The following is a 23,015-nucleotide window of genomic DNA, read 5'->3' as shown; positions in this document are numbered from 1 at the left end:
CAGAGATATGAAGTAAGGATGAAATCAGAGAAATAGTTGCTGTTATGACAGGATTTCAAAAATCAAAAAGAGGAAAATAAAATGAGTGAAGTACAGATTTTAGCAAGTGTACAGCAATTTATGGCACGTCAGCATGGTCATTTTATTGATGGAAAAACGACAATACCAGAAATGCAGGAACGAATTGAGCTTATCAACCCTGCTACTGAACAAGTCATTTCAACGATTGCCGTTGCGACTGAAAAAGAAGTTGAAAAGGCCGTTCAAAGCGCGCACGAGGCTTTTACCAATACTTGGGCTAATACTTCTCCTTATGAGCGTGGTCTAAAACTCAATAAATTGGCCGATCTGATTGAACAACACGCTGAGGAACTGGCACAGTTAGAGACGTTGACTACAGGTAAACTGATTAATTTGTCTCGACACTTGGAAGTTACACAAACGGTGGTGTTCTTAAGGTATTTTGCAGGTTGGGCTACAAAGATTAATGGCCAGACTATGCAGCCGTCGATTCCCTCTATGAATGGAGAAAAATATGCTGCTTATACCTTACGTCAACCTGTAGGTGTGGTAGCCGGTATTGTACCGTGGAATTTCTCCTTAATGATCGGGTGCTGGAAAATTGGTTCGGCATTAACCACAGGTTGTACGATTGTGCTCAAACCGAGTGAGTTCACCACGCTTTCCTTGTTACGTTTGGCTGAACTTGCTATTGAAGCAGGGATTCCAGCTGGTGTGATTAATGTGATCACGGGTAACGGTGATGCTGGGCAGCATTTGATTCATTCACCCTTAGTGAAAAAAGTCTCTTTTACGGGTTCGGTCCCTACGGGCATCGCGATTGGTCAACAAGCGATGAAGAATGACTTAACCCGCGTTAGCTTAGAACTGGGAGGTAAAAATGCCGCAGCAATTTTGGCTGATGCTCATCTTGATGAAATTTTGCCTATTTTGTTGCAAGCGACCTTTGTTCATCAGGGACAAGTGTGTGCAGCACCAGAACGTTTCTTTGTTCACCAGTCTAAGTATGATGAATTGGTGGAAAAGATGACGAGTGCCATCCAACAATTAAAAATTGGTTCGCCATTGGATGAATCCAGTATGTTTGGCCCACTCTCAAATAAGCCCCATTTTGATAAGGTCAAACATTATCTTGATCTTGCCCATCAAAATAATCAAATCATTTGTGGCGGTAACGCTATATCAAAAATGGGTTATTTTGTTGAACCGACGTTGTTAAAAGTGCAGGGTGTGGATGATCCCTTATTTATTGAAGAAACTTTTGGCCCCGTAGTAGATGTCATTGCTTTTGAAAATGATGAAGAGCTGATTTCAATGATCAATCATTCTCGTTTTGGTTTAACTGCCAGCCTCTGGACCAATGATTTATCCAAAGCATTGCGTCTCGTCCCACAAATTGAAGCAGGTTCAATCTGGATTAATATGCATACTTTTCTGGACCCTTGCGTACCTTTTGGTGGAATTAAAGCTTCGGGCATTGGTCGTGAATTTTCTGATACTTTTATCGAAGACTATACAGAATTGAAATCTGTGATGATTCGTTATTAAAATATGTTTTATATTTAATTGTTTAGTTGAATTATGGGGATATTCTTGTTAGGAATAATATCCTAATAAGAGCACTCTAATATTCTGTAGCTCAGATTTCATAAAATTGAAAATAAATATTTAATTGGGAAAAGAAAACATAGTTTAGTTTGATGCCAGATGAGGGTGGGCTGAGATTTGATCTACCTCTTTAAATAAGAAATTATATACTTCTTTTGGATGCACCAATCTAAGGCATTATTTTCTCTATAACAATGGTCAAAATCTACTGCTATGTACTGACCCGATTAAGAGTACAATGGGGTCATTGTCGATTAATTACAGCCATATTATGTGGATTTAATCTTAAGAAACAACACCACTATGCGATAATCCGACCAAACCAATCAAACCGAGACCATGGCAGTAGCAAAATAATCTGAATCAGGTGTCGGGGATTCAAAAGAGATTGTAGCAGTCGTTCAGGCCTTAAATTTAAAAATACAAAAGATTTGAAATAAATATTTAGATTTTAGTGTCTCAAAAGAGAGTTTTAAACTCTCTTTTTTTGATCACTTGATTTTTTGCATGCAGCCATACTAAAGACAAGGTTGTAATGATTAACCAAGGAATAAGCGCGATATTCATAGTTTTCCATCCGATCATATCCAGTAATGCTGTAGCATTAAATAAAACAGGTAATCCCACTACATAATAACCATGTGATCTATATTTAAATTAGAGAATGAGTTAGAAAAGACAAATGAATTGAATAATAAATAAAAGTGTTGACATTGAAGTTTACTTTAATCTTACAGTGTAACCATACTCAAAAGTGGACACCGCAATGGACGTATTTAAAAAATTAGTTTTACCAAATGGCTCCCAAATTCAAAACCGTATTGCTAAAGCTGCGATGGAAGAAAACATGGCAGATTTAGAGCAAGCGCCATCAGAGGAACTTATGCGTTTATATCAGGCATGGGCAGAGGGCGGCGCTGGCTTAATTATTACAGGAAATGTCATGGTTGATCGTCGTGCCATGACAGGGCCAGGCGGAGTGGTACTCGAAGATGAAAAGCATTTAGATATTTTCAAACGTTGGGCACAAATTGCGCGTTCCAAAGGTGCGCAAGTGTGGTTGCAGATCAACCATCCTGGTCGTCAAATGCAATCAAACTTGGGTCAGGAAACTTGGGCGCCCTCAGCTATGGGTCTTGATTTAGGCAAAATGTCAGATCGCTTTAATATTCCAGTTGAAATGACTCAAGATATGATTGATGAAGTTATTCAACGTTTTGCCAACACTGCGCGTTTAGGCGAAAAAGCGGGCTTTACAGGGGTTGAAATTCATGCAGCACATGGTTATCTATTAAGCCAATTTCTTTCACCTTTAAGCAATAAACGTCAGGATCAATGGGGTGGCTCATTACAAAATCGGGCACGTATTTTAATTGAAATTGTCAATGCTGTTCGTGCTGTGGTTTCGCCAAGCTTTACTGTTGCCGTTAAACTTAATTCTGCTGATTTTCAACGAGGCGGTTTTAGTGTTGAAGACGCACAACAAGTGGTGTGCATGCTAAATGAATTATCTGTTGATTTGATCGAACTTTCGGGAGGAAGTCACGAAGCACCAGCGATGCAAGGACAAGCAAGAGATGGCCGTACTTTAGCACGAGAGGCCTATTTTCTGGAGTTTGCTCAAGAGATTCGCAAAGTTTCAAACATGCCGTGATGGTAACAGGCGGCATTCGTCGTAAACAAATTGCTGAAAAAGTCGTTGAAAGTGGTGTAGATATGGTTGGAATTGCGACTGCATTAGCGCTTGACCCGAATTTACCCAATAAATGGAAACAAGGAAAAAATGTTTCGCCTGAGTTAAACCCCATCCATTGGAAAAATAAAACCCTAGCTTCACTCGCAAATATGGCGACAGTTAAATTCCAGCTACGAAAACTGAGTCTCGGTAAAAAAACAAATCCTAGAATCTCTCCATTGTAGGCATTGATACTACAGCAAGTCACGATGGCTCGTCGTACTCGTCAATATAAAAGTCGTATGCGTAATGGGGCATTTTCATCTTAATGAATGGGAATAAATGCAATAAAAGCACATTGCATACTATGTGGTACAAATGGCTATGCGGGTAAATTAAACGCCCGTGAAGCTGTTTGCTTGTGGCTTAAAGTAACTTTAGTTGTCCATAATAAAGGCAAGCTGAAATAACTCATTTAACTAAATGCTAAGATTTAAGGTTTATATTTTTTATCATTCAGCAATAAATACAAAACTTAACCTTTGTTATTTGTGTAATAAAGATTGAGCAAACGTTGGGCATTTTCTTCACACGTCATTTCGTCGGGTTTGTTATTAATGGCATTGATCATGCTACGTAGATTATTTTTACTGATCGATAACTTTTGTTCTAAATCCTGTATATCCTGAATTTTACTTTCTAGTAAACCAATTAAAATATCATGATCCCAATTTATAACATTAGAAGGAAGGAAGACTTTGATTTCATTCAAAGAAAAACCAACTTGCTGAGCTTGTTGAATCAAAAATAATTGCTTCAGGTCATCTTCACTATATTCTCTATAGCCATTTGCTTTGCGCTTTGCCTTTGGAAGTAACTTAATTTGTTCATAATAACGAATTGCAGGAGTGCTCAATCCACTCTTTTTAGATAGCTCGCTAATATTCATTTCACTTAATTACTCTTGACATTAAAGCTAACTTTAGACTTATAGTGTATCAAAAGCAATATTAATAAAATTGAAAAAACAGAGGCAGTTATGACGAAACGAATTTTACACATTGTCACTAATATAGATAAATATAAGGGTTTAAAGTACCCAACTGGATTGTGGTTGGGAGAACTTACTCATGCTTATGATGAATTTGAAAAGCACGATTATATTCAAGATATTGTCAGTCCATTGGGTGGTCGTTCTCCCATCGAACCTAAATCATTAGGGCGCTTTGTCGCTGATAAGTCGGTATTGAAACGTAAAAATGATCCAAGCTTTATGAAATTGCTTGAAAATACCAAGAAACCATCTGAGATTAATTGGCAAGATTATGACGTGATTTATTACACGGGTGGGCATGGGGTAATGTGGGATTTTTTGGATAATCCTGATCTTCAGGAAATCACTAAAAATATTTATGAAAAAGGTGGTATTGTTTCAAGTGTATGTCACGGTTATTGCGGTTTATTGAATGTGCGACTTTCAAATAATAAATATCTGATTCAAGGCAAAAAATTGACTGGCTTTGCATGGTGTGAAGAAGTATTGGCAGGAGTTGCCAAGAAAGTTCCTTATAATGCAGAAAAATTAGCAAAAGAAAGAGGCGCAAATTATCAAAGAACGTTCATTCCTTTCACACCCAATGTTGTACAAGACGGACATTTAATAACTGGACAAAACCCTTTTTCTGCACGTGTTACTGCTAAAACAATTGTTGCGGCCTTAGAAGAAAATAGCTGATTGGATGGACTTTGAGGAATATAAAGTCCCCAATGAATTCTACTAATAGCGCTATATTGGGATTTTATAGCACGAGGTCATTCGATATATAAAAACTAAAAAAGGCGATATATACATAGGTTTAGAAACTAAATTATGAGCGCTTTTAATGATCCTCATTACTGAATACGGCAAGCAAATATTTTAAATATATCCCGTGCTGATCATGTGTTCGGAGTCATTCAAGACCAAAAATAAATGATCTTTTGGCATTGAATGAACATAGCACGGGGATATTTTAAATTTTGACGGTTTAATTGCTAAATTCGCATGCTAACACCGAGTTGGAACCCTCGACCAGGCAATGGGGCAATATATTTTAATGGCGAGTTTTGTGGACGAGCCTCTTGATTGAGCAAATTCGTGCCATTTAAAAATATGTCAACGTCTGCATTTTTAAGATTGAGCGTTTTGCGGATTTCCATTTCAACTAGATTGTAGCCAGATAAAGGGACTTCTTCCAAAACATTTTTTCCAAGGTAGCGAGGTTTGTCATAATACATACTGGAAAGTTTGGCAAACCAGCTTTGGTTCTCCCATGACAAACTGGCTCCATAACGGTTAGTTGGCATACTTGGCAGATAGACGCCGTCATTGTGCGAGCGTAGTGAATCAGGATTAGTGGCCTCATTTTTAACGAGATCAGCCAGTGCCGATACTTTAAATTGTCCATATTGTTTTAAGTCAATTTTTTGGGATAAATCGAGCTCAAAACCCTTCACAGAGGTATCGGTTTGTTTCCAATACTTAAGGGGTAAGCGATTTTGGACTTGCATGCCTGAATGTCCGAGATATAAATAGTTATCAAATTTCATTTGATATACCGTTGCAGCTAGATCAAAACCTGCGTATTGAAATAATCCTGTTAATTCAAGACTTTTGTTTTGCTCAGGGTTAAGGTTTTGGTTACCTTCTTCTTGGGTCATGATTGAATAATGAGGATTGCTGGCGTATAACTCGTTAATTTCTGGTGCCCGTTCAGACACTGAATATTTAACTTTAGTGCCAAATAATGAACCAAGTTTAATATAAGATCCCACACTATAATTGTTTAGATGAAATGACTGATCTTGAAGAGTGCTATTAGCTGAATTTCTTGAGCGTATAAATTGATCATTTTGGATATGGTGATCCACTTGTTCATGGCGGTAACCCGCATTAAAGGAAATCCAGTTGAAATCTAATTTTTGCTGAATAAAAACAGCGTCGGTTTGAGTATTTACGTCAGGTAAATAACGCTGTGAACCTGAACCTTTCACATCTCTGCGCTGATAATTTAAGCCGATCAGTCCGCTTAATGGACCTATACGACGCTGCGAAAGTAATAATTCTGCCTGCTTTGTATCGAATTTATAATCATTGGCATTGGATGCTCCAAGATATTCACCTGATTTATTGTTCACTTGTGCAAGATGAACCTCTACATTTTCCAATACAGAGAGAGGTTTTAATAATTTTCCTTCGAGTGTATAACGGGTTTGCTTGGTCTTGACGCCAACGGGTAGTCCTTCATCATTTGAATAAAAGGATTTATTTTCCATAGAAAATCCCGGTACACCATATTGACTATCCTTAGAGTCAAGGCTTGCAGCCACATAACCTTGATCAAAAAAATAGGTACTTCCAATCGCAAAATGTTGATTTTCTAGATAACTATTGCCCAGTTTATGTTTATAGTCAGGTGTAATATCTTTGTTAATTTTTTGTTGAGTAAAGGCAGTTGTACCTGGAACATAGTCTGGATTTACAGGGTTATGATATTCTTTGCCAGACCAGACTGAGACAGGATTATCCGTATAAAAAGAAAACTGACCATCCGCCCAATCAGGATTTTCCGTCATAAATTGATCAATATAAGGCTGTGATGCTTTATTATAGAGTTCATTTATACGAACTTCTTTCTGACAAGAGTCGGCAAGGGAACTATTGATACCGCCATTGTTTATAAATACTTGATTGTTACAAGCATCAGCCTTGCTATTCCCTGGGATTTTATAAGAAGAAATACGTTGTGAGGAGAAAAGTAAATTGGTTGATAGATTACTTTGGTTATTAACGTTTAAGCGAATACCTCGAGCATCAACATCATTAAATCCTTTACGTGCGGTGATTTCAATTTCATGGCTCTTATCTTCCATTTTTCGTGAAATTGTTCCTGTATCGACATCCACACTTCCGCCAATACCGTGCCCACCATAGCGCACACTATCTGAAGATTTATTTACCGTAACAGAACGAATAAATAAGGGATCAAAAGGAATATTAATATCACCACTCAACGCATTCATGCCCAGAATACTTTGTCCATCTTCTAAAATTTGAACGCGGCTGCCTGTTAAACTTCTAATCACAGGCGCGCCAGCGTTAGGCCCAAATGAGCTGCTTTGTACGCCAGAAATCTGTTTGAGCATATCTCCTAAAGTTTTGTTTTGTGCCTGTGTGTTTTTGACTACTGCGATGCTATCCACCGTTGAAGAATGTTCTGCTTCACTATGAATGATTGGAAGATTAGTCAGTTCAGACAAATCATCTGCAGCATGGCTAGAGTGGATACTGGCTAAAAAAGATAAAGTAATAAAACGATAGAACATCAAAGCACCCCATATGTTATTATTGGTATGTTATAACGTAACATATTGTGGGTCAATTGATATGCTTTGAAAATATAGCGTTTAATTTGTAAATTAAAATCACGTCAGCAGTCATGCGGACAAGTCAGTCAAAACCTCATGTTTTAACGGCTATAATCTTGAGCGTAGATAAAAAGATACAGACACGCTATACCTTTCATATCTTGATCATATTTTAATTGAAAGCTACTTTCCTTTAATCATGCAAGAGTATGCCAATAAAAAATGATTTCTTTGAAAATAAACAGATATTTATACTTCTAAATGAAGATTATCGTTACAATAGTTCATGTTTTTCATTAAACTATCAAAATCCAATTAAAAGAGAGTTATATATCTAGAGTTTTGGTGTTAATTTATATAAAATTTCTATCCATAATTTGTTGTAATTTTTCAATTTGATGATTATCCCTGTAGTTATACAGTATGAGTAGATATGGAAAGAGTCAGTCTAATTAATGAGTTTGAACAAGAAAAGCAAAAGATTTTAAATAGCTATTTTTCTGATTTGACTTCATTATTAAAAAAAAACCTTGATCAAAATGAACTTGAGCATTTTTTTAAAGAATTATCTTTTTCATTAAATGATATTGAGCAACAAACAGTACGATTTACATTTCAACAATATCTGGATTTTCTGGTTCGTAGCAATAAAAAATTATCTTTACCCGGATTGGGGCTACGCTTAGGTGCCATGAAAACTGTACGGAATTTTGGAATTTATGGCTATGCCTTAATGTCGAGTGAGAATTATACGCAATTCACTGAAATTGCAAATAAAATTTTTGATACCATTTATGAGTCATTGAGCATTAGCCATTGTATAGAGAACGATCAATTAGTCATTACGTATAATGCTCAATCCCCACTTTCTCAAGAACTTTATATTATTTTAATGGAACAGGTTGTCACTTGTGGTATTTCACTCATGCAAACTCAACTACCAGAAAATATTGATTGGAGTGAATGCATATTAAAATGTAATTATCCAGCACCTGCATATAATAATGATTATGTTCATTACTTTTTGGGTGAAATTCTATTTGATCAACCCTTTATGCAATTATGTGTGCCTGCTTCATGGTTATCACTCAGGTTAAATACAGGAAATCCTTTTATTTTTTCATTATGTGAAAATAAGGTAGAAACTATTTTAAATAGTATTAAAACAAAAAACTCGATATCTAACCAACTTAAACATATTTTATTAACCAGTAATTTTAATCAGCTTCCGACTGTTGAAAATATTGCTGATCAGTTACATATGTCTGATCGTAATTTACGCATACATTTATCGAAGCAGGGGACATCTTATCGCGAGATTTTAAATGAAGTAAGAAATGAATTAGCATGCAGATATTTAAAAGAAAGTAGTTTATCTATTCAACAAATTTCTTTCTCTTTAGGCTATGGTCATGTGCAAAATTTTTATCGAGCTTTTTTGAAAAATAATCAGATTACACCTGAAAAATTTAGGCAGCAGTTGTGGTTAAACGACAACTACTGCGAACAACCTTAACGTGTGACTTTATTTCTGATACTTCCAATGTGTTCGATTTCACAGGTAACAAGATCACCCTCTTTTAAAAAGACTGGTGGTTCCATGGCAACACCCACACCTTCGGGTGTTCCTGTCGCAATAATATCGCAGGGTTCAAGCGTAAACGCATTAGATAAATAAATGAGTTGATCATTGATGTTGTGTATCATTTCAGACGTGTTGTTTTCCTGACGTAATTCACCATTCACATAACAGCGTAATTCCAGATTTTGTGGATCCTCGATTTCATCTGCAGTTACGATCCACGGGCCAATTGGACCATGTGTGTCAAATGATTTACCCATGGTAAACGTTGGAGTGTGGAATTGCCAATCACGAGCAGAAACGTCATTCACAACGACATAACCAAAAATGGAATCACGTACATTTTCTGTTGTTAGATATTTAGATTTTTTACCAATAATAATTCCTAACTCGACTTCATAGTCTAATTTTTCAGTTACGCCAGGATGAATATCACCAAAAGGATCATTAATACAGGTTATTTGTTTGTTAAACCATGTTTGATGACTGCGTTTTTCTACGCCTAGCTTGTCCGCTTCTTCCTGATGCTTTTTATAATTCATACCAATTGCCAGAAATTTTCCAGGACGAGAAATTGGTGCTAAAAATGTAACATCTGAAAGTGAATAATGCGCACTAACGCCAGTACATAATTGCTGAACAAAAGCCAAAGCATCATTTCCAGTCCAGATTAAACTTTCTAAATCAGAGTAGGGCAGATTAATTTTCTTAAAATCAATAATTCCATCTTGGGTTACTAAACCAAATGAAATGGTGTTATCGATACTAAATTTTGCAAGTTTCATAGCATAATTCCTTTTAAATATTAGGCGCGTAAATGATTTGGTTCATAGTTGTGAGTAAAGTCGTGAGGCGGTTGAGGACCCCATGAATGTAAAGCATCTTCCTGAGGCCAATTTTTAGCTCGCCATTCATTACTATTTTGGATGTAATCCATGTCTGCGTAATACTCCACATAGCTTCCCCATGGATCTGCCACATAATAAAAGAAGTTTGATCCGATAGAATGCCGGCCAAATCCCCAGCCTTTTTGATGTCCTTTTTCCTGCATACGTTGTCCACCTAATCCGACTTCATCAGGAGAACTCACTAAAAAGCTCGCATGATGAAATCCGATATGGCTGGATTTAGCAAACGCAATGACATGATGTTCACTGCCTTCGGCGCAATGAGTGAAAACTACCCCATTTCCTGAACGATCTGATAAACGCATTTCAAATATTTGTTCTAAAAATTTGAGTGAGGCATTCACATCAGGTGTAAATAACAAAACGTGTCCCATGCGCCGTGGTCGAATTGCTGGCAATGTCGATTTAGGGGGTAAAGCACCCTGATTAATACGATTTTTATGTCCTGGCGCATTAATCATAAAGGGATTAACAGCAATTTCTTTATAGCTGTCTTCCGCTTCTATAACATGAAATAAAATACCCTGAGGATCAGAAAACCAGATTCCTATTTCGGACTGTCCAAATTGAATATGGCTCTCGATGTGATGTTGATCTAATCGTGCTTTAATTTTTTGCATCTTGCGATTGCTCACACCTATTTCTAGATGATCTAAAGCCTTATCTTGATGACCTATCAAGAGCACAATACTGGGATGATCAACACCATCGCAGTAAATATTGATGCGATTTGCTGCTTCATGAGAAATTCGTAATCCAAAATCCTGATAAAATGCCTTGGCCAATTCAACATCCTGTTCAGGGATATTCAGGGCGACATGTTTAATAAATATATCTGTCATCGCAATTCTCCTTTCAAGCAATCAGTTCCAATTGACAATCAAATTGTGCAATTTGCTCTTTGAGTTGCGAGAGAATGCAACTCAATTCTTGCTTATTTTTAGCTGTCCCAAAAACATAGTGATCTGGTCGAACTAGGAGCGCATGTACTGATAGCGAATTCATGAAAGATAAGATCTGCCCTTGGGTATCGGTAAATTGATGATCTAAAGCATGTTCTTTTGGGGCAACAGGGATGATTTGAATATCTAATTGTTGAATCAATGAAGTAAGATAAGCATCAAATCCAGTTAGATCGATAGACTGATCGATCAACAGTTTAAATTTATTGCAATCCGTGAAGCGGTCCAATCTGCCCGTTCTACGTTGAAAGCGAACCATGCCATGTGGAGAAAGCATTCCTGCACCATATAATGGCTTACCCTGATCATCTTGAGCTAATAGACCAGAAGTGAGGTGTGGAAACGGTTGAAGCTGTGGAGGATGATCTGAGAGAAAGGCTGCATCTCGTTTTTGAGCTTGATCCTGATCAGGCATACAAATAATGCTACCGAGAAACATCGAGAGTTTAATCACTTCTGTAACATGAGGTTTACGTTCAAGCTCATACGTTTTTAGAAATTCAGGAGCCGCTTGATGACTCAAAACTTTGTGTAATTTCCAACTTAGATTCCATACATCACGCAGTCCCGCACACATTCCTTGCCCCATAAATGGAGGCATAACGTGTGCAGCATCTCCTGCAAGAATAATACGTTCATTCACCCATATATCGGTAATAAGAGAACGGAACGTATATAATGCATGACGTACCAGATGGCCTTGTTCAGGTTTAATCCAGTTACCTAATAAAGCATGAACTTTATCTTCCTGAAGCATTTCCTCTCTAGTTTCATGAGGTAAACGCATAAATTCCCAGCGTCTATTTTCTCGACCATCTATTGTTCCGCCAGGTACAATTGTCGTTGGGCGTTCAGGGTTGCAATATTGACCACATTCCACCAGACCTAAGTCTTTCGCTGTAAGATTTTCATTGAGCGTGTAATCAACCACAAGCCAATCAGCTTCAAATCCTAGATCGGTACGCGAGATATTTTGTGATTCTCGAACCAAACTATTTGCACCATCCACACCGAGAAGATATTTAGCTGAATATGTCTTAGTTTCACCACTGATGATATCTTTTACTTCAACCAAAACATGATCTGAAAATTGCTGAATTTGTATACATTCATGTTCAAAATAGACATGGATTTGGTTTCTGTTTCTAACTTCAAGGTCGAGTTCTTTTTCAAAAGAGGGCTGATGAATAAATCTAACTTCACATGTGCCCGAAACAGAACCCTGTGGCCAGTCTATTTTTAACAGTTCTTTCCAGTCCTTGTTAAACCAACGATAAGCTGGAGCGGGTTGAGTAACCTGATTTACAATCTTTCCCAAGCCTGCGGCATGCAGCATTCTATAGATTTCATGATCAATACATACTGCTCTTGGTAAAGGATAGACCTCGCCCCATCGTTCAAATATTCCGACACTCCAGCCTAATTTCTCTAATAATAAAGCTGAAACTTTACTAACAGGGCCATAACCTATTTGAATAACATCGAAATCTGTCTTGGTTGGATTTTTATTCATTTCTCTAACTCCTTGAAATATCATAAACCCTTATCTTTGCTAGTAATTTCTAAATAATGTTCTTATCCAAATTTTATTTAGAGCTTTACCTGTCTAGCTAGAATTAAAATATCACCAGAGCATCTTCCTATATAATCTCATTTTCGGAAAAATAATTATCATTTTCGGAAGTTTTCATTTTTTTTAAATAAAAATAAATTTTGAAACTATAGGGTTATTAATATTTAATTGATCTGTACACTACTTATTTTTGAAAATTAAATCAATATTTAAAATAAGTTTTTTGAATTATAAGTAAAAGTAAAATTTAATGAATGCATTGAAGGAGATTATTTGTATCTGGATGTTTTGTTTTAAAGGGTAGTGGTTAATGTTTTGATTTATTTTTTATGGTTAATGCTTTATCTGTATTGCGTTTTATCTTAAAAGAAAATATAGAGAATAGTTTACATAAAAATACTTAAAATAAAGTTAATACAATTTCTTTATCGGATTTTTTGTGTTGAAGTGGGAAAGTACTTTATTGGTTTATGTATTTTATATGAGAATATGAATATATAAATAATTCATAGAAATAAATAATACAAGTCATTGAGATTTATTTAAGTGACTTATTCAACTAAGCATGAGGTAAAGGAAATGAAAAAATTATTGGCAAGCAGCTTAGCATTAAGTTTTGTTTTTATGCTGGCAGGCTGTGAAAAAAAGCAAGATACGAATGATCCCGTAACTCAAGGTGAGACAACCACTCCTCATTCTATGGAGGCAGAACCTGTAACTCCAGCTAACCAAATACATGATGACCTACGAGAAACTTCAGCTCCTGTAGCGATTGAACAGGGTACATCGAGTGCCCAGACTGGACATGCTCAATCCAATCCTTAAGCTCAAATATCTTATATTTAAGTGCCTTTAAAAAGAAGACAAAAGTTAGCATTACTTTTGTCTTCTTTTTAACAGAGGGAGTGCCGATTAAAAAAATAAGGAAAAAGAATTTATAATATTTTTCCGATATTGTAAAATTTTTTGTATTATTTAACTCGTATTTTAAATGATTACAATCAGCCCCCCGAATAGATGTAAAAGTTATCGCCAACTCCATATAATAGGAGTTAACAAATTATGGTTTAAATATTTAAAAATAATTAAGAAACTCTATAGCGTTAGTATCTATTAATTTATATGTGCCGTATTTAATGATTCTGCCCAGTCTTTACCTTTACATCGAGGACATTCATGATCTAAATGGATTAAACGTTGTGTCATTCCGCAATACATACACGAATAAAAAACATCGCTATCCAAATTTTTTGACTTTTTATAGTGATTGGGAAATATCGGCAGCCCCCATTTTGTTTCATCTTTGCCATAAAACAAAATACTTAGACACCCGTCAGTCTCCAATAGAGCCACTTTAATTTGCCCCAGATGTTCTACACTTTGCTGACGCATTTCAGCAAAGAATTCATCATGGGAATATTTTTCTTTGCGCATATCCTGGGTCACCATTAGACCGTTTTCTACAATACATAAAGGCTTACCTTCCAAAAAAATCTCAATTTTTTTACTTTTCATCATGGCCCAAGTTACAAGCCGGTATAGAATAATAATGGTACACATGACCACAAAAGCTTGAGCAATCGGTGCATCATCAATAAACATCGGGTCGCCCGCTGCGCTTCCAAGACTAAGAATAATTGCAATCTCGAAAATAGAGAGCTGTCTAATCCCCCTTTTTCCAGAAAGCTTTAAAAAAATCAGAATAAGAAGGAACATGACACAACATCGAATGATGATTTCCACAACAAGACCCCAAGTTGTGTCATGGAGAAAAATATCGATTAGATCCATCAGGGATACTCGTTCTTATAATAAATAGTTGATAATATTCTACGCAAAAAAAATGAGCTTATGTTTTAAATAAGCTCATTTTATAGGATCACAGGTTTTATATTTTATCCCATGCATCTTTCATGGCTTGCTTGGCATGTTCCCATTTCAATCTTGACTCAGCTTTAAGTTCTTCCCAAGACTCTTTCAGATTACCTTCGACTTCTTCAAATCGTGTATCACGATTATACGCTGAACGTGCACGGCTACCCAGCTCATAGGCCTTTGAAAAATCTCGGTCATAATCTAAATCTTCGGTTTCAAGTTGCGCTTCCTGAAAATAGGGGCGAGTTTGATAATTTTCACGCCAGTGTTTATGAGAATCTGTGTCTAACTGTAAACCTTGAGCATTTTGATCCGTGGTCGGTTGATTAGCCATTATAATTCTCCAATAAGTTTCTTACTCTGGATAAAATTTAGGAGAATATTAATCTTATTCTCCTAAATATTCTTGAATTAAAAAATAATCAAATATTACTTTTGCTGATTATTTTGGTTAGATCCTTGCTGATTAACATCTTTTTGGTTAGACCCTTGTTGTTGACGGTTGTCATTTTGCTGTTGTTGCTGACGATTGTCATGGTTAGGATTTTTTTGCCGTTGATTATTACGTTCTTCATTACGTTGATTGTTGGTATTACTCATGATTCTACACCTTACTTTGGTTATAAATAATATCTGAGTAAATCAGATGATTTGATTAAAACATGTTTTATTTTAATTAATAGTGATAACCTGTTTCATTATGTTTAAATGTAAAGAAGAGATTTTAGAAAACTAAGAACTTTGAACAAGTTAAAGTTTTTAGAGGTTGAAAAATATAACAGTAGTCATATGATTTGATAGAAAAGAAACATAAATAAACATAAGGTGTTTTGCTTATTTATTAATTTTTTAATCATGCTTTTAGATATATTTTTCAATGGTTTTTTAATTTAATTTTAGGTTTTTATTTAAATATGTATTTGAAATGACAAAGTTTATTTTTATAACTTATGTAATAAAAAATTCCAATGGGTCTTTCTTTAGTTTCTGATCGTCCTGATTTAAGTAATCCTATATAGGTAATATAAATATCAGATTTTAATATTTTTTGTCTTTTTTAATCATTTCTTCCGTAATTTCAATGGATTCAGCTCTATACTTTTTAAGAGACTGTGTGGAATGTTTAATATATTTTCTTTCATTTTAAGATCATAACAAACCAGACTTTCATATAAAATTTTTTCTGAGAAATAACTTAATAACAATTGATAAGATAAATAGCCTGCTGAAGCACTTTCAATAAAGAAAATAGCCAATTTCCTTTGAGCCAGTAACCTACATAATTGTCCAAATATTAAGGTCTCAGAAGAATATTTCTTAACGTATTCATTATTTTAACGCGTATTATTTCAATAAGTAATTCAAAATATTAAAATGTAAGATAAGGTTTTTTTATTTAGTTGATAGATAAAAGGTTTTTAAATTTTTCTGTTTCATCATTAACCTGATTTAACAAAATTTCGGTAGTAATAAGGGAGGAGTAACGTAAGGTAGTTTTATATTTTCAATTCGGAGAATGAAAATGCCTGTAGTTGTAAAAAAAACATTAGGGAATCTATTGCAGGATGAACATAATAATTATTATGAATTGGTCTCTTTCTTTTTGGATAGCGATATTTCTAACTTAGAAAAAGAGAAAAAAGCAACTTATCTATTAAATGATGAACTTGATAAGATTCAGCTCGATAAAATTTCGTTACCTCATCATCCTCAAGACATTAAAGAATCGTATAAAAATGAAAATCAAATTGTGGGTCAATGTTATCAAGACTATTTAAATCGACGCAAAGCGGGCAGTGAGCGAGAATATTTTAAAAATGTGGGGCAGGCTTTTGAATTTCTGATCAAGGTGGCCCCTGTAAAAAAAGTTGATGGGTCATGGTTATACAGCCTTATGAAATATTGGAGTGATCCTGTTTTTCATGATCTGATTTTAATCTATCTGGAAGAATTAGGTTTAGGTCAAGCCAAAGCTAATCATGTATGTATCTATGATAATTTATTGCGCAAACTAGGACTGGAGGATTTTGAGCTTTTCCTTGAGGATGAATATTATCATCAACCTGCTATTCAATTGGCTCTAGCGTATGCACCGCCTGTATTTATCCCAGAAATTATTGGTTTTAATCTTGGTTATGAACAACTCCCATTACATCTTTTAATTACCAATTATGAACTAAAAGAGTTGGGTATCGATGCCAAATATTTTAACTTGCATATTACCATTGATAATTTAGACAATGGACATGCCCATAAATCTTTCAAAGTTTTTGAAAATATCTATAAAAAATATAAAGATAAAGAAGCTTTTATGGAAAAGGTCAAACGTGGTTATGCCCTAAATCAGCAAGGGATATCCTCCGTGCACATCATTAAAAATCTTAATTTAGAAAACTTAGTTCATGCAATCCTCAAACGTAAAGCATTGGTGGGGCAATGGGTACATAACGACCAGCAAGAGATTGGTTGTAAAACTATCAATCAGTGGCTGACAAATCCTCAGGAGATTGGCAGTTTTATTGATCAACTGGTAGAAAAAAAATGGATTAAATTGAATTGTAACCCAGAAGAAAGTGTGTTTTGGCGAATGATCAGTCATGCAGAGGGAAAAATGTATGGCGTATTTACCCCAGCAGAAAGACAGATTATTCATGACTGGATGGGGGGAGAACAACATGCATCAAAAGTCTTACCTTATAAAAATAATTTGAGTAAAGTCGAGCCTCTACAAGATTATCTATTTCGCCATATGCTGGATGAGCAACTGCAAAACTTGCAGGCTAAAGTTGACCAGACAGATCGTTTTGAGCTGAAGTTTTGTAAATTAATGCCTTTTCTGGCTCCTGAATTTCATCATCAAGGCATAGGTCTATGGAGTACCCGTAAATATGCTGAACTTTTATTTCCCTATTTAACGGTTCCAGCGCGTTGAATAAGTGTGCGATGGTGGATCGTATACTTCCTCGTAATTTACGTTTGATACAGAGCTTTGGTGTACATATTTTTGGCTTTAAATAATAAGATGAAATTTATGTCGATAAACCTGACCTTAGGAAGAGGCTAGATCAGAGGGACTTGGTGGCAAAAAATAGACGAATCATATAGAGGATTTAGTGAATTTCGCTGTTTTCAGTATTTGATAATAAAATAAATAACGATTCCATTATTAACTACAAGTTAATGAATGTGCATTTTGGTTGATTGATCCGAATACTAAAAAGGTTTTTGATAAGGAACGGATCAAGACATAACCAAGGAAAAGTACATGGAAGGTTCTGTTCAACATAAAGAGCGATTATGGACAACTCGTCGGCATAGTAAACAGCTTAAACTGGAAATGGCTCAGAAATATACAAATGGTGCTGTTATCCCGACTCAGGACATCATTAAGGTTTTGGAAGTTTTAATCGCTCCGGGAGATCGAGTTGTTTTAGAGGGTAATAATCAAAAACAAGCAGATTTTTTATCGCGCTCACTTGCTCAAGCTAACTCAGAGATTTTGCATGATTTGCATATGATTATGCCAAGTGTTGGTCGACCTGAACATTTGGATTTATTCGAAAATGGTATCGCACGAAAACTAGATTTCTCATTTGCTGGCACACAAAGTTTACGGATCAGCCAATTACTTGAAGATGGTTTGCTGGAGATTGGCGCAATCCATACGTATATCGAATTATATTCTCGTTTGTTGGTCGATCTTATTCCGAATGTCGTGCTGTCTGCTGGTTTTATGGCAGATCGTCAAGGCAATATTTATACAGGTCCAAGTACAGAAGACTCACCTGCACTTATTGAACCGGCTGCATTTAGCGATGGTATTGTGATTGTTCAGGTAAATGAACTGGTTGATGATGTTAAAGATTTACCGCGTGTCGATATCCCTGCTTCGTGGGTGGATTTCGTTGTGGTTGCTGATAAACCTTTTTATATTGAACCTTTATTTACCCGAGATCCTAAACATATCAAGCCTGTTCATGTGCTCATGGCGATGATGGCGATTCGCGGTATTTATGAAAAGCATCAGGTGCAATCACTCAATCACGGTATCGGTTTTAATACGGCAGCGATCGAACTTATTTTACCTACTTATGGGGAATCCTTGGGTTTAAAAGGGAAAATTTGTCGAAACTGGACACTAAACCCGCATCCTACTTTAATCCCTGCGATTGAAACAGGCTGGGTTGAAAGTGTGCATTGCTTTGGCACTGAATTGGGAATGGAAAAATATGTAGCTGCGCGTCCCGATGTGTTTTTCACGGGCAGAGATGGATCTTTACGTTCGAATCGAATGATGTGCCAACTCGCCGGTCAATATGCGGTTGATTTATTTATTGGTGCCACCCTACAGGTAGATGGTGATGGGCATTCCTCTACAGTCACTAAGGGACGTCTGGCGGGGTTTGGCGGTGCGCCCAATATGGGGCACGATCCACGAGGTCGCCGTCATGCTACACCAGCGTGGATGGATATGCGGATTGCTGGAAATACTGAAACTGATACTTATCTCGCGCGGGGTAAGAAACTGGTTGTACAAATGGTTGAAACCTATCAAGAAGGCGGAAAACCAACATTCGTTAAAACTTTAGATGCAGTGGATGTGGCCAAAAAAGCAGGAATGGATTTAGCACCCATTATGATTTATGGCGATGATGTGACCCACCTTCTTACAGAAGAAGGCATTGCCTATCTATATAAAGCCAGAAGCTTGGATGAACGTCGAGATATGATTGCTGCCGTTGCGGGTGTAACTGCTATTGGGCTCAATCATGATCCGAAGAAGACACAAAAATTGCGTCAGGAAGGGCTGGTGGTATTTCCTGAAGACTTGGGAATTCGACGTACGGATGCAACGCGTGAGCTTTTGGCTGCAAAAAATATTGCAGATCTAGTGACATGGTCAGATGGACTGTATCAGCCACCAGCCAAATTTCGGAGCTGGTAATGAATGCGATTTTTAAAAAGTCCCGTTTTGCTACGGCTGAACAGTTGGCTGATCTTGCAGTTCAGGCCTTGTTAGATGAAGTGAATTTGACACCCAAGCCAGCATTGGTTGATCGTCGTGGAAGTGGTGCTCATGATGATTTAAACCTTGAGTTGATGGAGCAATCTGCACACAGCCTATTTTCTATGTTTAAAGCGATGGCAGAAGCAGCGGAATTACATGGCGAAGTCTGTCAGGCACTTCGAGAAGATATTGGACAACTTGGCCGACATGGTGAAAAGCGTATGTTGCAAGTTACGCAAGGCGTGAACACTCATCGTGGAGCAATCTGGTCTATAGGGCTGGTGGTAACAGCAGCGGCTTTAAATATAGGCAACGATGAATCACATTTTATACAGAAAGTATGCACTTTAGCGGGTGAAATTGCTTCGATTGAAGATCGTTTTATTCCAAAGCAGACATTGAGCCATGGACAACTGGCACATCAGAAATTTGGTGTAAGTGGTGCTAAGGAGCAAGCGCAGCAAGGGTTTCCAGTTATTTTGAAATTTGGATTACCTCAATTAGCGCGTAGCCGTAATTTAAGAATGACAGAAACTCAAGCTAATTTGAATGCATTACTTGCGATGATGGCACAACTAACGGATACGTGTGTGATTCATCGGGCAGGACTTGATGGACTTTACGAAATGCAGCGTGGTGCTCAGGAGGTACTTGACCTAGGAGGATGTTCAACACATCAAGGGCAGCAACGATTTGAACAGTTGGAACAACGCTTACTCGCCATGCGAGCATCAGCTGGAGGTGCCGCAGATTTACTCGCGACACTGCTGTTCCTGGATCAGGCTGAACAATATAACGTCAAGGAATTACAGGGAAGATATCAATGGAAATATTAAATTTTGAATTTATGGCAAATCGCCCGCCTCTAAAAATGACTCGTGTCGGTTGTGTCGGATCGGGTGATTTAGAGATTTTGATGCAACCAGGTATATCAGGAAAAACGACCATTCAGGTAATGACGTCTGTGGATGGTAGTGAGCAGCGTTGGAAAAATTTGTTTGAGCGTATTTTTTTAGAACAAAATGTCCCCGCAGTTCATATTGATATTCATGATTTTGGTGCAACCCCTGGTGTTGTTCGATTACGACTAGAGCAAGCATTTGAGGAAGTACAACATGGCTGATATTGATTATTTACTTAATAAGCAGAGCTTTATTGAGCTTGATGCACGTGAACGTGCTAGATATTTGTTAGATCAAGGTAGTTTTAAAGAACTGCTAGATCCTTTTGCTCAAGTAATGTCCCCTTGGCTACCAAAACAAAATATTGTGCCACAGGCCGATGACGGTGTAGTGGTGATGAAAGGGCAGATCGAACAACAGCCCGTGGTGGTTATTTCAATTGAAGGTGTTTTTCAGGGCGGAAGTTTAGGAGAAGTCGGTGGTGCCAAAATCGCTGGTGCACTTGAGCTGGCGATTAAAGATAACCTTAATAATATTCCCACCAAAGCTGTTTTATTACTAGAAACTGGTGGAGTGCGTTTACAGGAAGCTAATTTGGGATTAGCTGCAATTGCGGAAATTCATTCTGCAATTGTTGAGTTAAGACAGTATCAGCCTGTAATTGGTTTGATTGCAGGGAGTGTTGGGTGCTTCGGAGGCATGTCAATTGCGGCAGGATTATGTAGTTATCTGATTATGACGCAAGAAGGCCGTTTAGGTTTGAATGGGCCGCAAGTGATTGAGCAAGAGGCAGGTATTGAAGAATATAATGCCAAAGATCGTCCATTTATCTGGAGTATTACAGGTGGTGAACAGCGCTTTGCCAGTAGTTTGATTGATGCTTATGTCGAGGATGACCGTGATCAAATTAGAGGGCGGGTAACTGAATACATCCATCTAGGGCTCCCTCCGATTCAGCGTAGTACTCAGGCCGAATTTTATTTATCCAAATTGGCTCAGGTTGACACCACACAGCAAATTTTACCGGTTGAGGTTCGAGCATTGTATCAAGGAGATCAGTCGTGAATATGGACGTAAATAACCTTAAAAATTCGATAAGAGGCAAACACTGGTTTCATGCCTTGACCCAAAATTTTGAAGCAGTTGATAGTGGTATAGACTCTTTGCTTATTGCTACTGGGCAATTGCAGGCGGAACCATTAAGCATATTTTGTGTTATTGAGGATCATCATAATCATTTCCCACGTGCAAATAGAGGGGAAGTAGGTTTGTTGGAAGGGTGGTCACTTGCTCAGGCTGTAGATAAGGTGATTCAGGCAGATCAAAACCTTGTAAAAAAGCGTGGCATTCTTTGTATTGTGGATGTACCTAGTCAGGCCTATGGACGTCGTGAAGAACTGCTAGGCATTCATCAGGCTTTAGCTGGTGCTGTGGATAGTTATGTACGTGCCAGACTTGCGGGACATCCCATCGTGAGTTTACTGGTCGGCAAAGCAATGTCTGGTGCATTTTTGGCTCATGGTTATCAGGCGAATCGTGTTCTTGCATTAAAAGATCAGAGCGTGATGGTACATGCTATGGGTAAGGAATCTGCGGCACGCGTAACGTTAAGAACAATTGATGAACTTGAAAAATTAGCAGCCAGTATTCCACCAATGGCGTATGACATTGAAAGCTATAACTCATTAGGATTGTTGACAGATTTGCTTGAAGTAAGTGATCCAGATGATCCTACAGCTTTAGATATTGATTATATCAAGCAGGTATTGATTCACACTTTTGAAGATATTCGTCAACAAGGTAAACATGATCTTAAGCATCGTTTGAGTGCAGAAAATCGTAGCGCATCTCGACATGTTCGTGAACTTTTACATGAGCAATGGCTATGATTTCTTTGCAGCCACATGATTTGCTGTGGGGCATGACATCGGAAATATTATCTGATGATGCACCTCAATGGGTGATTGATACTGTAAATGATTATAGTCCCGTTGTCGTAAGAAGGGCTGAATCTTGGAACAATATGATCCCTGTCGGCATACGTGGTAAACAACGTAATCAACGTTTTGCGTTACAAATGCCTGTTGCCATGATTAAAAAGTGTGTAAAGCCTGAAAGTTTAATCGAAAGGGATCTGAATGTATTTCCGCATCTTCGAGCGAAATTAGCAAATATTTATCCGCTTATGCAAAGTCTAAATTTGCCTTGGGGATATACGGGTAGTGTGGGTTTTGAATTGGCAACAGGATTGAGAACTGTTACAGAAAATAGTGATATTGACCTATTGATTCGCGTTAGAAAAGCCATGTCAAAAACCGATGCCCAAGACATTTTGCTACGACTTGATTCATTGGAGATGAAGCTTGATATACAGCTGCAAACACCTGCTGGAGGAGTTGCACTCATAGAATGGGCTACCACAACAGGCAAAGTTCTCCTAAAACGCAATGATAATGCCGTTTTGGTTGAAAATCCGTGGTGTTAAAGGAGGCGT

The 23,015-nt window shown here is 37.2% G+C and carries 20 protein-coding genes and 1 pseudogene; 12 read left to right on the top strand and 9 right to left on the bottom strand.

What is annotated here, in order from left to right:
* Window positions 1-81: 81 nt before the first annotated feature.
* Together IAE19_RS04950 and IAE19_RS04945 are read left to right on the top strand one after the other, a co-directional pair.
* Complete coding sequence (locus IAE19_RS04950) at window positions 82-1,569, top strand: aldehyde dehydrogenase family protein (RefSeq protein WP_200459814.1); 1,488 nt, start codon at window positions 82-84, stop codon at window positions 1,567-1,569.
* 826 nt (window positions 1,570-2,395) lie between these two features.
* Window positions 2,396-3,633, top strand: a pseudogene (locus IAE19_RS04945) (NADH:flavin oxidoreductase/NADH oxidase family protein).
* A gap of 206 nt (window positions 3,634-3,839) precedes the next feature.
* Here IAE19_RS04945 and IAE19_RS04940 read toward each other — a convergent pair.
* The gene (locus IAE19_RS04940) at window positions 3,840-4,253 is read right to left on the bottom strand and encodes a MerR family transcriptional regulator (RefSeq protein WP_200459813.1); all 414 of its coding nucleotides are present in this window, start codon (window positions 4,251-4,253) and stop codon (window positions 3,840-3,842) included.
* Window positions 4,254-4,343: 90 nt separating this feature from the next.
* Here IAE19_RS04940 and IAE19_RS04935 point away from each other — a divergent pair, with 90 nt between their 5' ends.
* Window positions 4,344-5,039 carry a type 1 glutamine amidotransferase domain-containing protein gene (locus IAE19_RS04935; RefSeq protein WP_200459812.1) on the top strand — a complete coding sequence of 232 codons (696 nt, stop codon included), beginning with the start codon at window positions 4,344-4,346 and terminating at the stop codon, window positions 5,037-5,039.
* 299 nt (window positions 5,040-5,338) lie between these two features.
* On the opposite strand, the gene IAE19_RS04930 is transcribed toward IAE19_RS04935, so the two are convergent.
* A complete protein-coding gene (locus tag IAE19_RS04930) occupies window positions 5,339-7,669 on the bottom strand; it encodes a TonB-dependent receptor (RefSeq protein WP_200459811.1) in 2,331 nt (776 codons plus the stop codon).
* Window positions 7,670-8,144: 475 nt separating this feature from the next.
* Between IAE19_RS04930 and IAE19_RS04925 the strand changes: the two genes are divergently transcribed.
* Window positions 8,145-9,227 (top strand): AraC family transcriptional regulator, encoded by a 1,083-nt coding sequence (locus IAE19_RS04925; RefSeq protein WP_200459810.1) that lies wholly within the window; start codon window positions 8,145-8,147, stop codon window positions 9,225-9,227.
* On the opposite strand, the gene IAE19_RS04920 is transcribed toward IAE19_RS04925, so the two are convergent.
* Genes IAE19_RS04920 through IAE19_RS04910 form a run of 3 tightly spaced genes read right to left on the bottom strand, consistent with a single transcriptional unit; the run spans window position 9,224 to window position 12,676 of the window.
* Complete coding sequence (locus tag IAE19_RS04920; protein ID WP_200459809.1) at window positions 9,224-10,078, bottom strand: fumarylacetoacetate hydrolase family protein; 855 nt, start codon at window positions 10,076-10,078, stop codon at window positions 9,224-9,226. The genes IAE19_RS04925 and IAE19_RS04920 overlap by 4 nt on opposite strands.
* Window positions 10,079-10,098: 20 nt before the next feature.
* Window positions 10,099-11,043, bottom strand: a complete 945-nt coding sequence (locus IAE19_RS04915) for a VOC family protein (protein ID WP_200459808.1) — start codon at window positions 11,041-11,043, stop codon at window positions 10,099-10,101.
* A 13-nt stretch (window positions 11,044-11,056) separates the two neighbouring features.
* Window positions 11,057-12,676 (bottom strand): bifunctional 3-(3-hydroxy-phenyl)propionate/3-hydroxycinnamic acid hydroxylase, encoded by a 1,620-nt coding sequence (locus IAE19_RS04910; RefSeq protein WP_200459807.1) that lies wholly within the window; start codon window positions 12,674-12,676, stop codon window positions 11,057-11,059.
* A gap of 639 nt (window positions 12,677-13,315) precedes the next feature.
* Here IAE19_RS04910 and IAE19_RS04905 point away from each other — a divergent pair.
* On the top strand, window positions 13,316-13,561 hold the full coding sequence (locus IAE19_RS04905; RefSeq protein ID WP_200459806.1) for a hypothetical protein: 246 nt from the start codon (window positions 13,316-13,318) through the stop codon (window positions 13,559-13,561).
* Window positions 13,562-13,849: 288 nt separating this feature from the next.
* Here IAE19_RS04905 and IAE19_RS04900 read toward each other — a convergent pair whose 3' ends face one another.
* The 4 genes from IAE19_RS04900 to IAE19_RS16800 form a co-directional block, all read right to left on the bottom strand.
* Window positions 13,850-14,527: a DUF421 domain-containing protein gene (locus IAE19_RS04900; RefSeq protein WP_200459805.1), complete on the bottom strand. Its 678-nt coding sequence runs from the start codon at window positions 14,525-14,527 to the stop codon at window positions 13,850-13,852.
* Window positions 14,528-14,624: 97 nt separating this feature from the next.
* Window positions 14,625-14,945, bottom strand: a complete 321-nt coding sequence (locus IAE19_RS04895) for a hypothetical protein (protein WP_200459804.1) — start codon at window positions 14,943-14,945, stop codon at window positions 14,625-14,627.
* A 95-nt stretch (window positions 14,946-15,040) separates the two neighbouring features.
* Window positions 15,041-15,211: a hypothetical protein gene (locus IAE19_RS04890; protein WP_200459803.1), complete on the bottom strand. Its 171-nt coding sequence runs from the start codon at window positions 15,209-15,211 to the stop codon at window positions 15,041-15,043.
* A gap of 461 nt (window positions 15,212-15,672) precedes the next feature.
* Window positions 15,673-15,867, bottom strand: coding sequence for a CinA family protein (locus IAE19_RS16800; RefSeq protein WP_413784510.1), 195 nt, complete (start codon window positions 15,865-15,867; stop codon window positions 15,673-15,675).
* Between the two features lie 266 nt (window positions 15,868-16,133).
* Between IAE19_RS16800 and IAE19_RS04880 the strand changes: the two genes are divergently transcribed.
* The 7 genes from IAE19_RS04880 to IAE19_RS04850 all read left to right on the top strand — a co-directional run bounded on the left by IAE19_RS04880 (window position 16,134) and on the right by IAE19_RS04850 (window position 23,006).
* A complete protein-coding gene (locus tag IAE19_RS04880) occupies window positions 16,134-17,543 on the top strand; it encodes an iron-containing redox enzyme family protein (protein ID WP_200459802.1) in 1,410 nt (469 codons plus the stop codon).
* Window positions 17,544-17,876: 333 nt separating this feature from the next.
* Entirely contained in the window at window positions 17,877-19,556 is a 1,680-nt protein-coding gene (gene mdcA, locus IAE19_RS04875; RefSeq protein ID WP_200459801.1) for a malonate decarboxylase subunit alpha, read from the top strand.
* Complete coding sequence (locus IAE19_RS04870; RefSeq protein ID WP_200459800.1) at window positions 19,556-20,455, top strand: triphosphoribosyl-dephospho-CoA synthase; 900 nt, start codon at window positions 19,556-19,558, stop codon at window positions 20,453-20,455. The genes mdcA and IAE19_RS04870 overlap by 1 nt, the downstream gene beginning before the upstream one ends.
* Complete coding sequence (locus IAE19_RS04865) at window positions 20,443-20,742, top strand: malonate decarboxylase subunit delta (RefSeq protein ID WP_200459799.1); 300 nt, start codon at window positions 20,443-20,445, stop codon at window positions 20,740-20,742. Before IAE19_RS04870 ends, IAE19_RS04865 begins: the two co-directional genes overlap by 13 nt.
* The gene (locus IAE19_RS04860; RefSeq protein ID WP_200459798.1) at window positions 20,735-21,586 is read left to right on the top strand and encodes a biotin-independent malonate decarboxylase subunit beta; all 852 of its coding nucleotides are present in this window, start codon (window positions 20,735-20,737) and stop codon (window positions 21,584-21,586) included. Before IAE19_RS04865 ends, IAE19_RS04860 begins: the two co-directional genes overlap by 8 nt.
* Window positions 21,583-22,410 carry a biotin-independent malonate decarboxylase subunit gamma gene (gene mdcE, locus IAE19_RS04855; RefSeq protein WP_200459797.1) on the top strand — a complete coding sequence of 276 codons (828 nt, stop codon included), beginning with the start codon at window positions 21,583-21,585 and terminating at the stop codon, window positions 22,408-22,410. Before IAE19_RS04860 ends, mdcE begins: the two co-directional genes overlap by 4 nt.
* Window positions 22,407-23,006, top strand: a complete 600-nt coding sequence (locus IAE19_RS04850; RefSeq protein ID WP_413784509.1) for a malonate decarboxylase holo-ACP synthase — start codon at window positions 22,407-22,409, stop codon at window positions 23,004-23,006. Before mdcE ends, IAE19_RS04850 begins: the two co-directional genes overlap by 4 nt.
* Window positions 23,007-23,015 lie beyond the last annotated feature (9 nt).

Origin of the sequence: Acinetobacter sp. S40 (assembly GCF_016624705.1) — a bacterium.
Classification (GTDB): Bacteria; Pseudomonadota; Gammaproteobacteria; order Pseudomonadales; family Moraxellaceae; genus Acinetobacter.
Note: the sequence above shows the minus strand (reverse complement) of the source record. Positions and strands in the feature narration are given on the sequence as shown.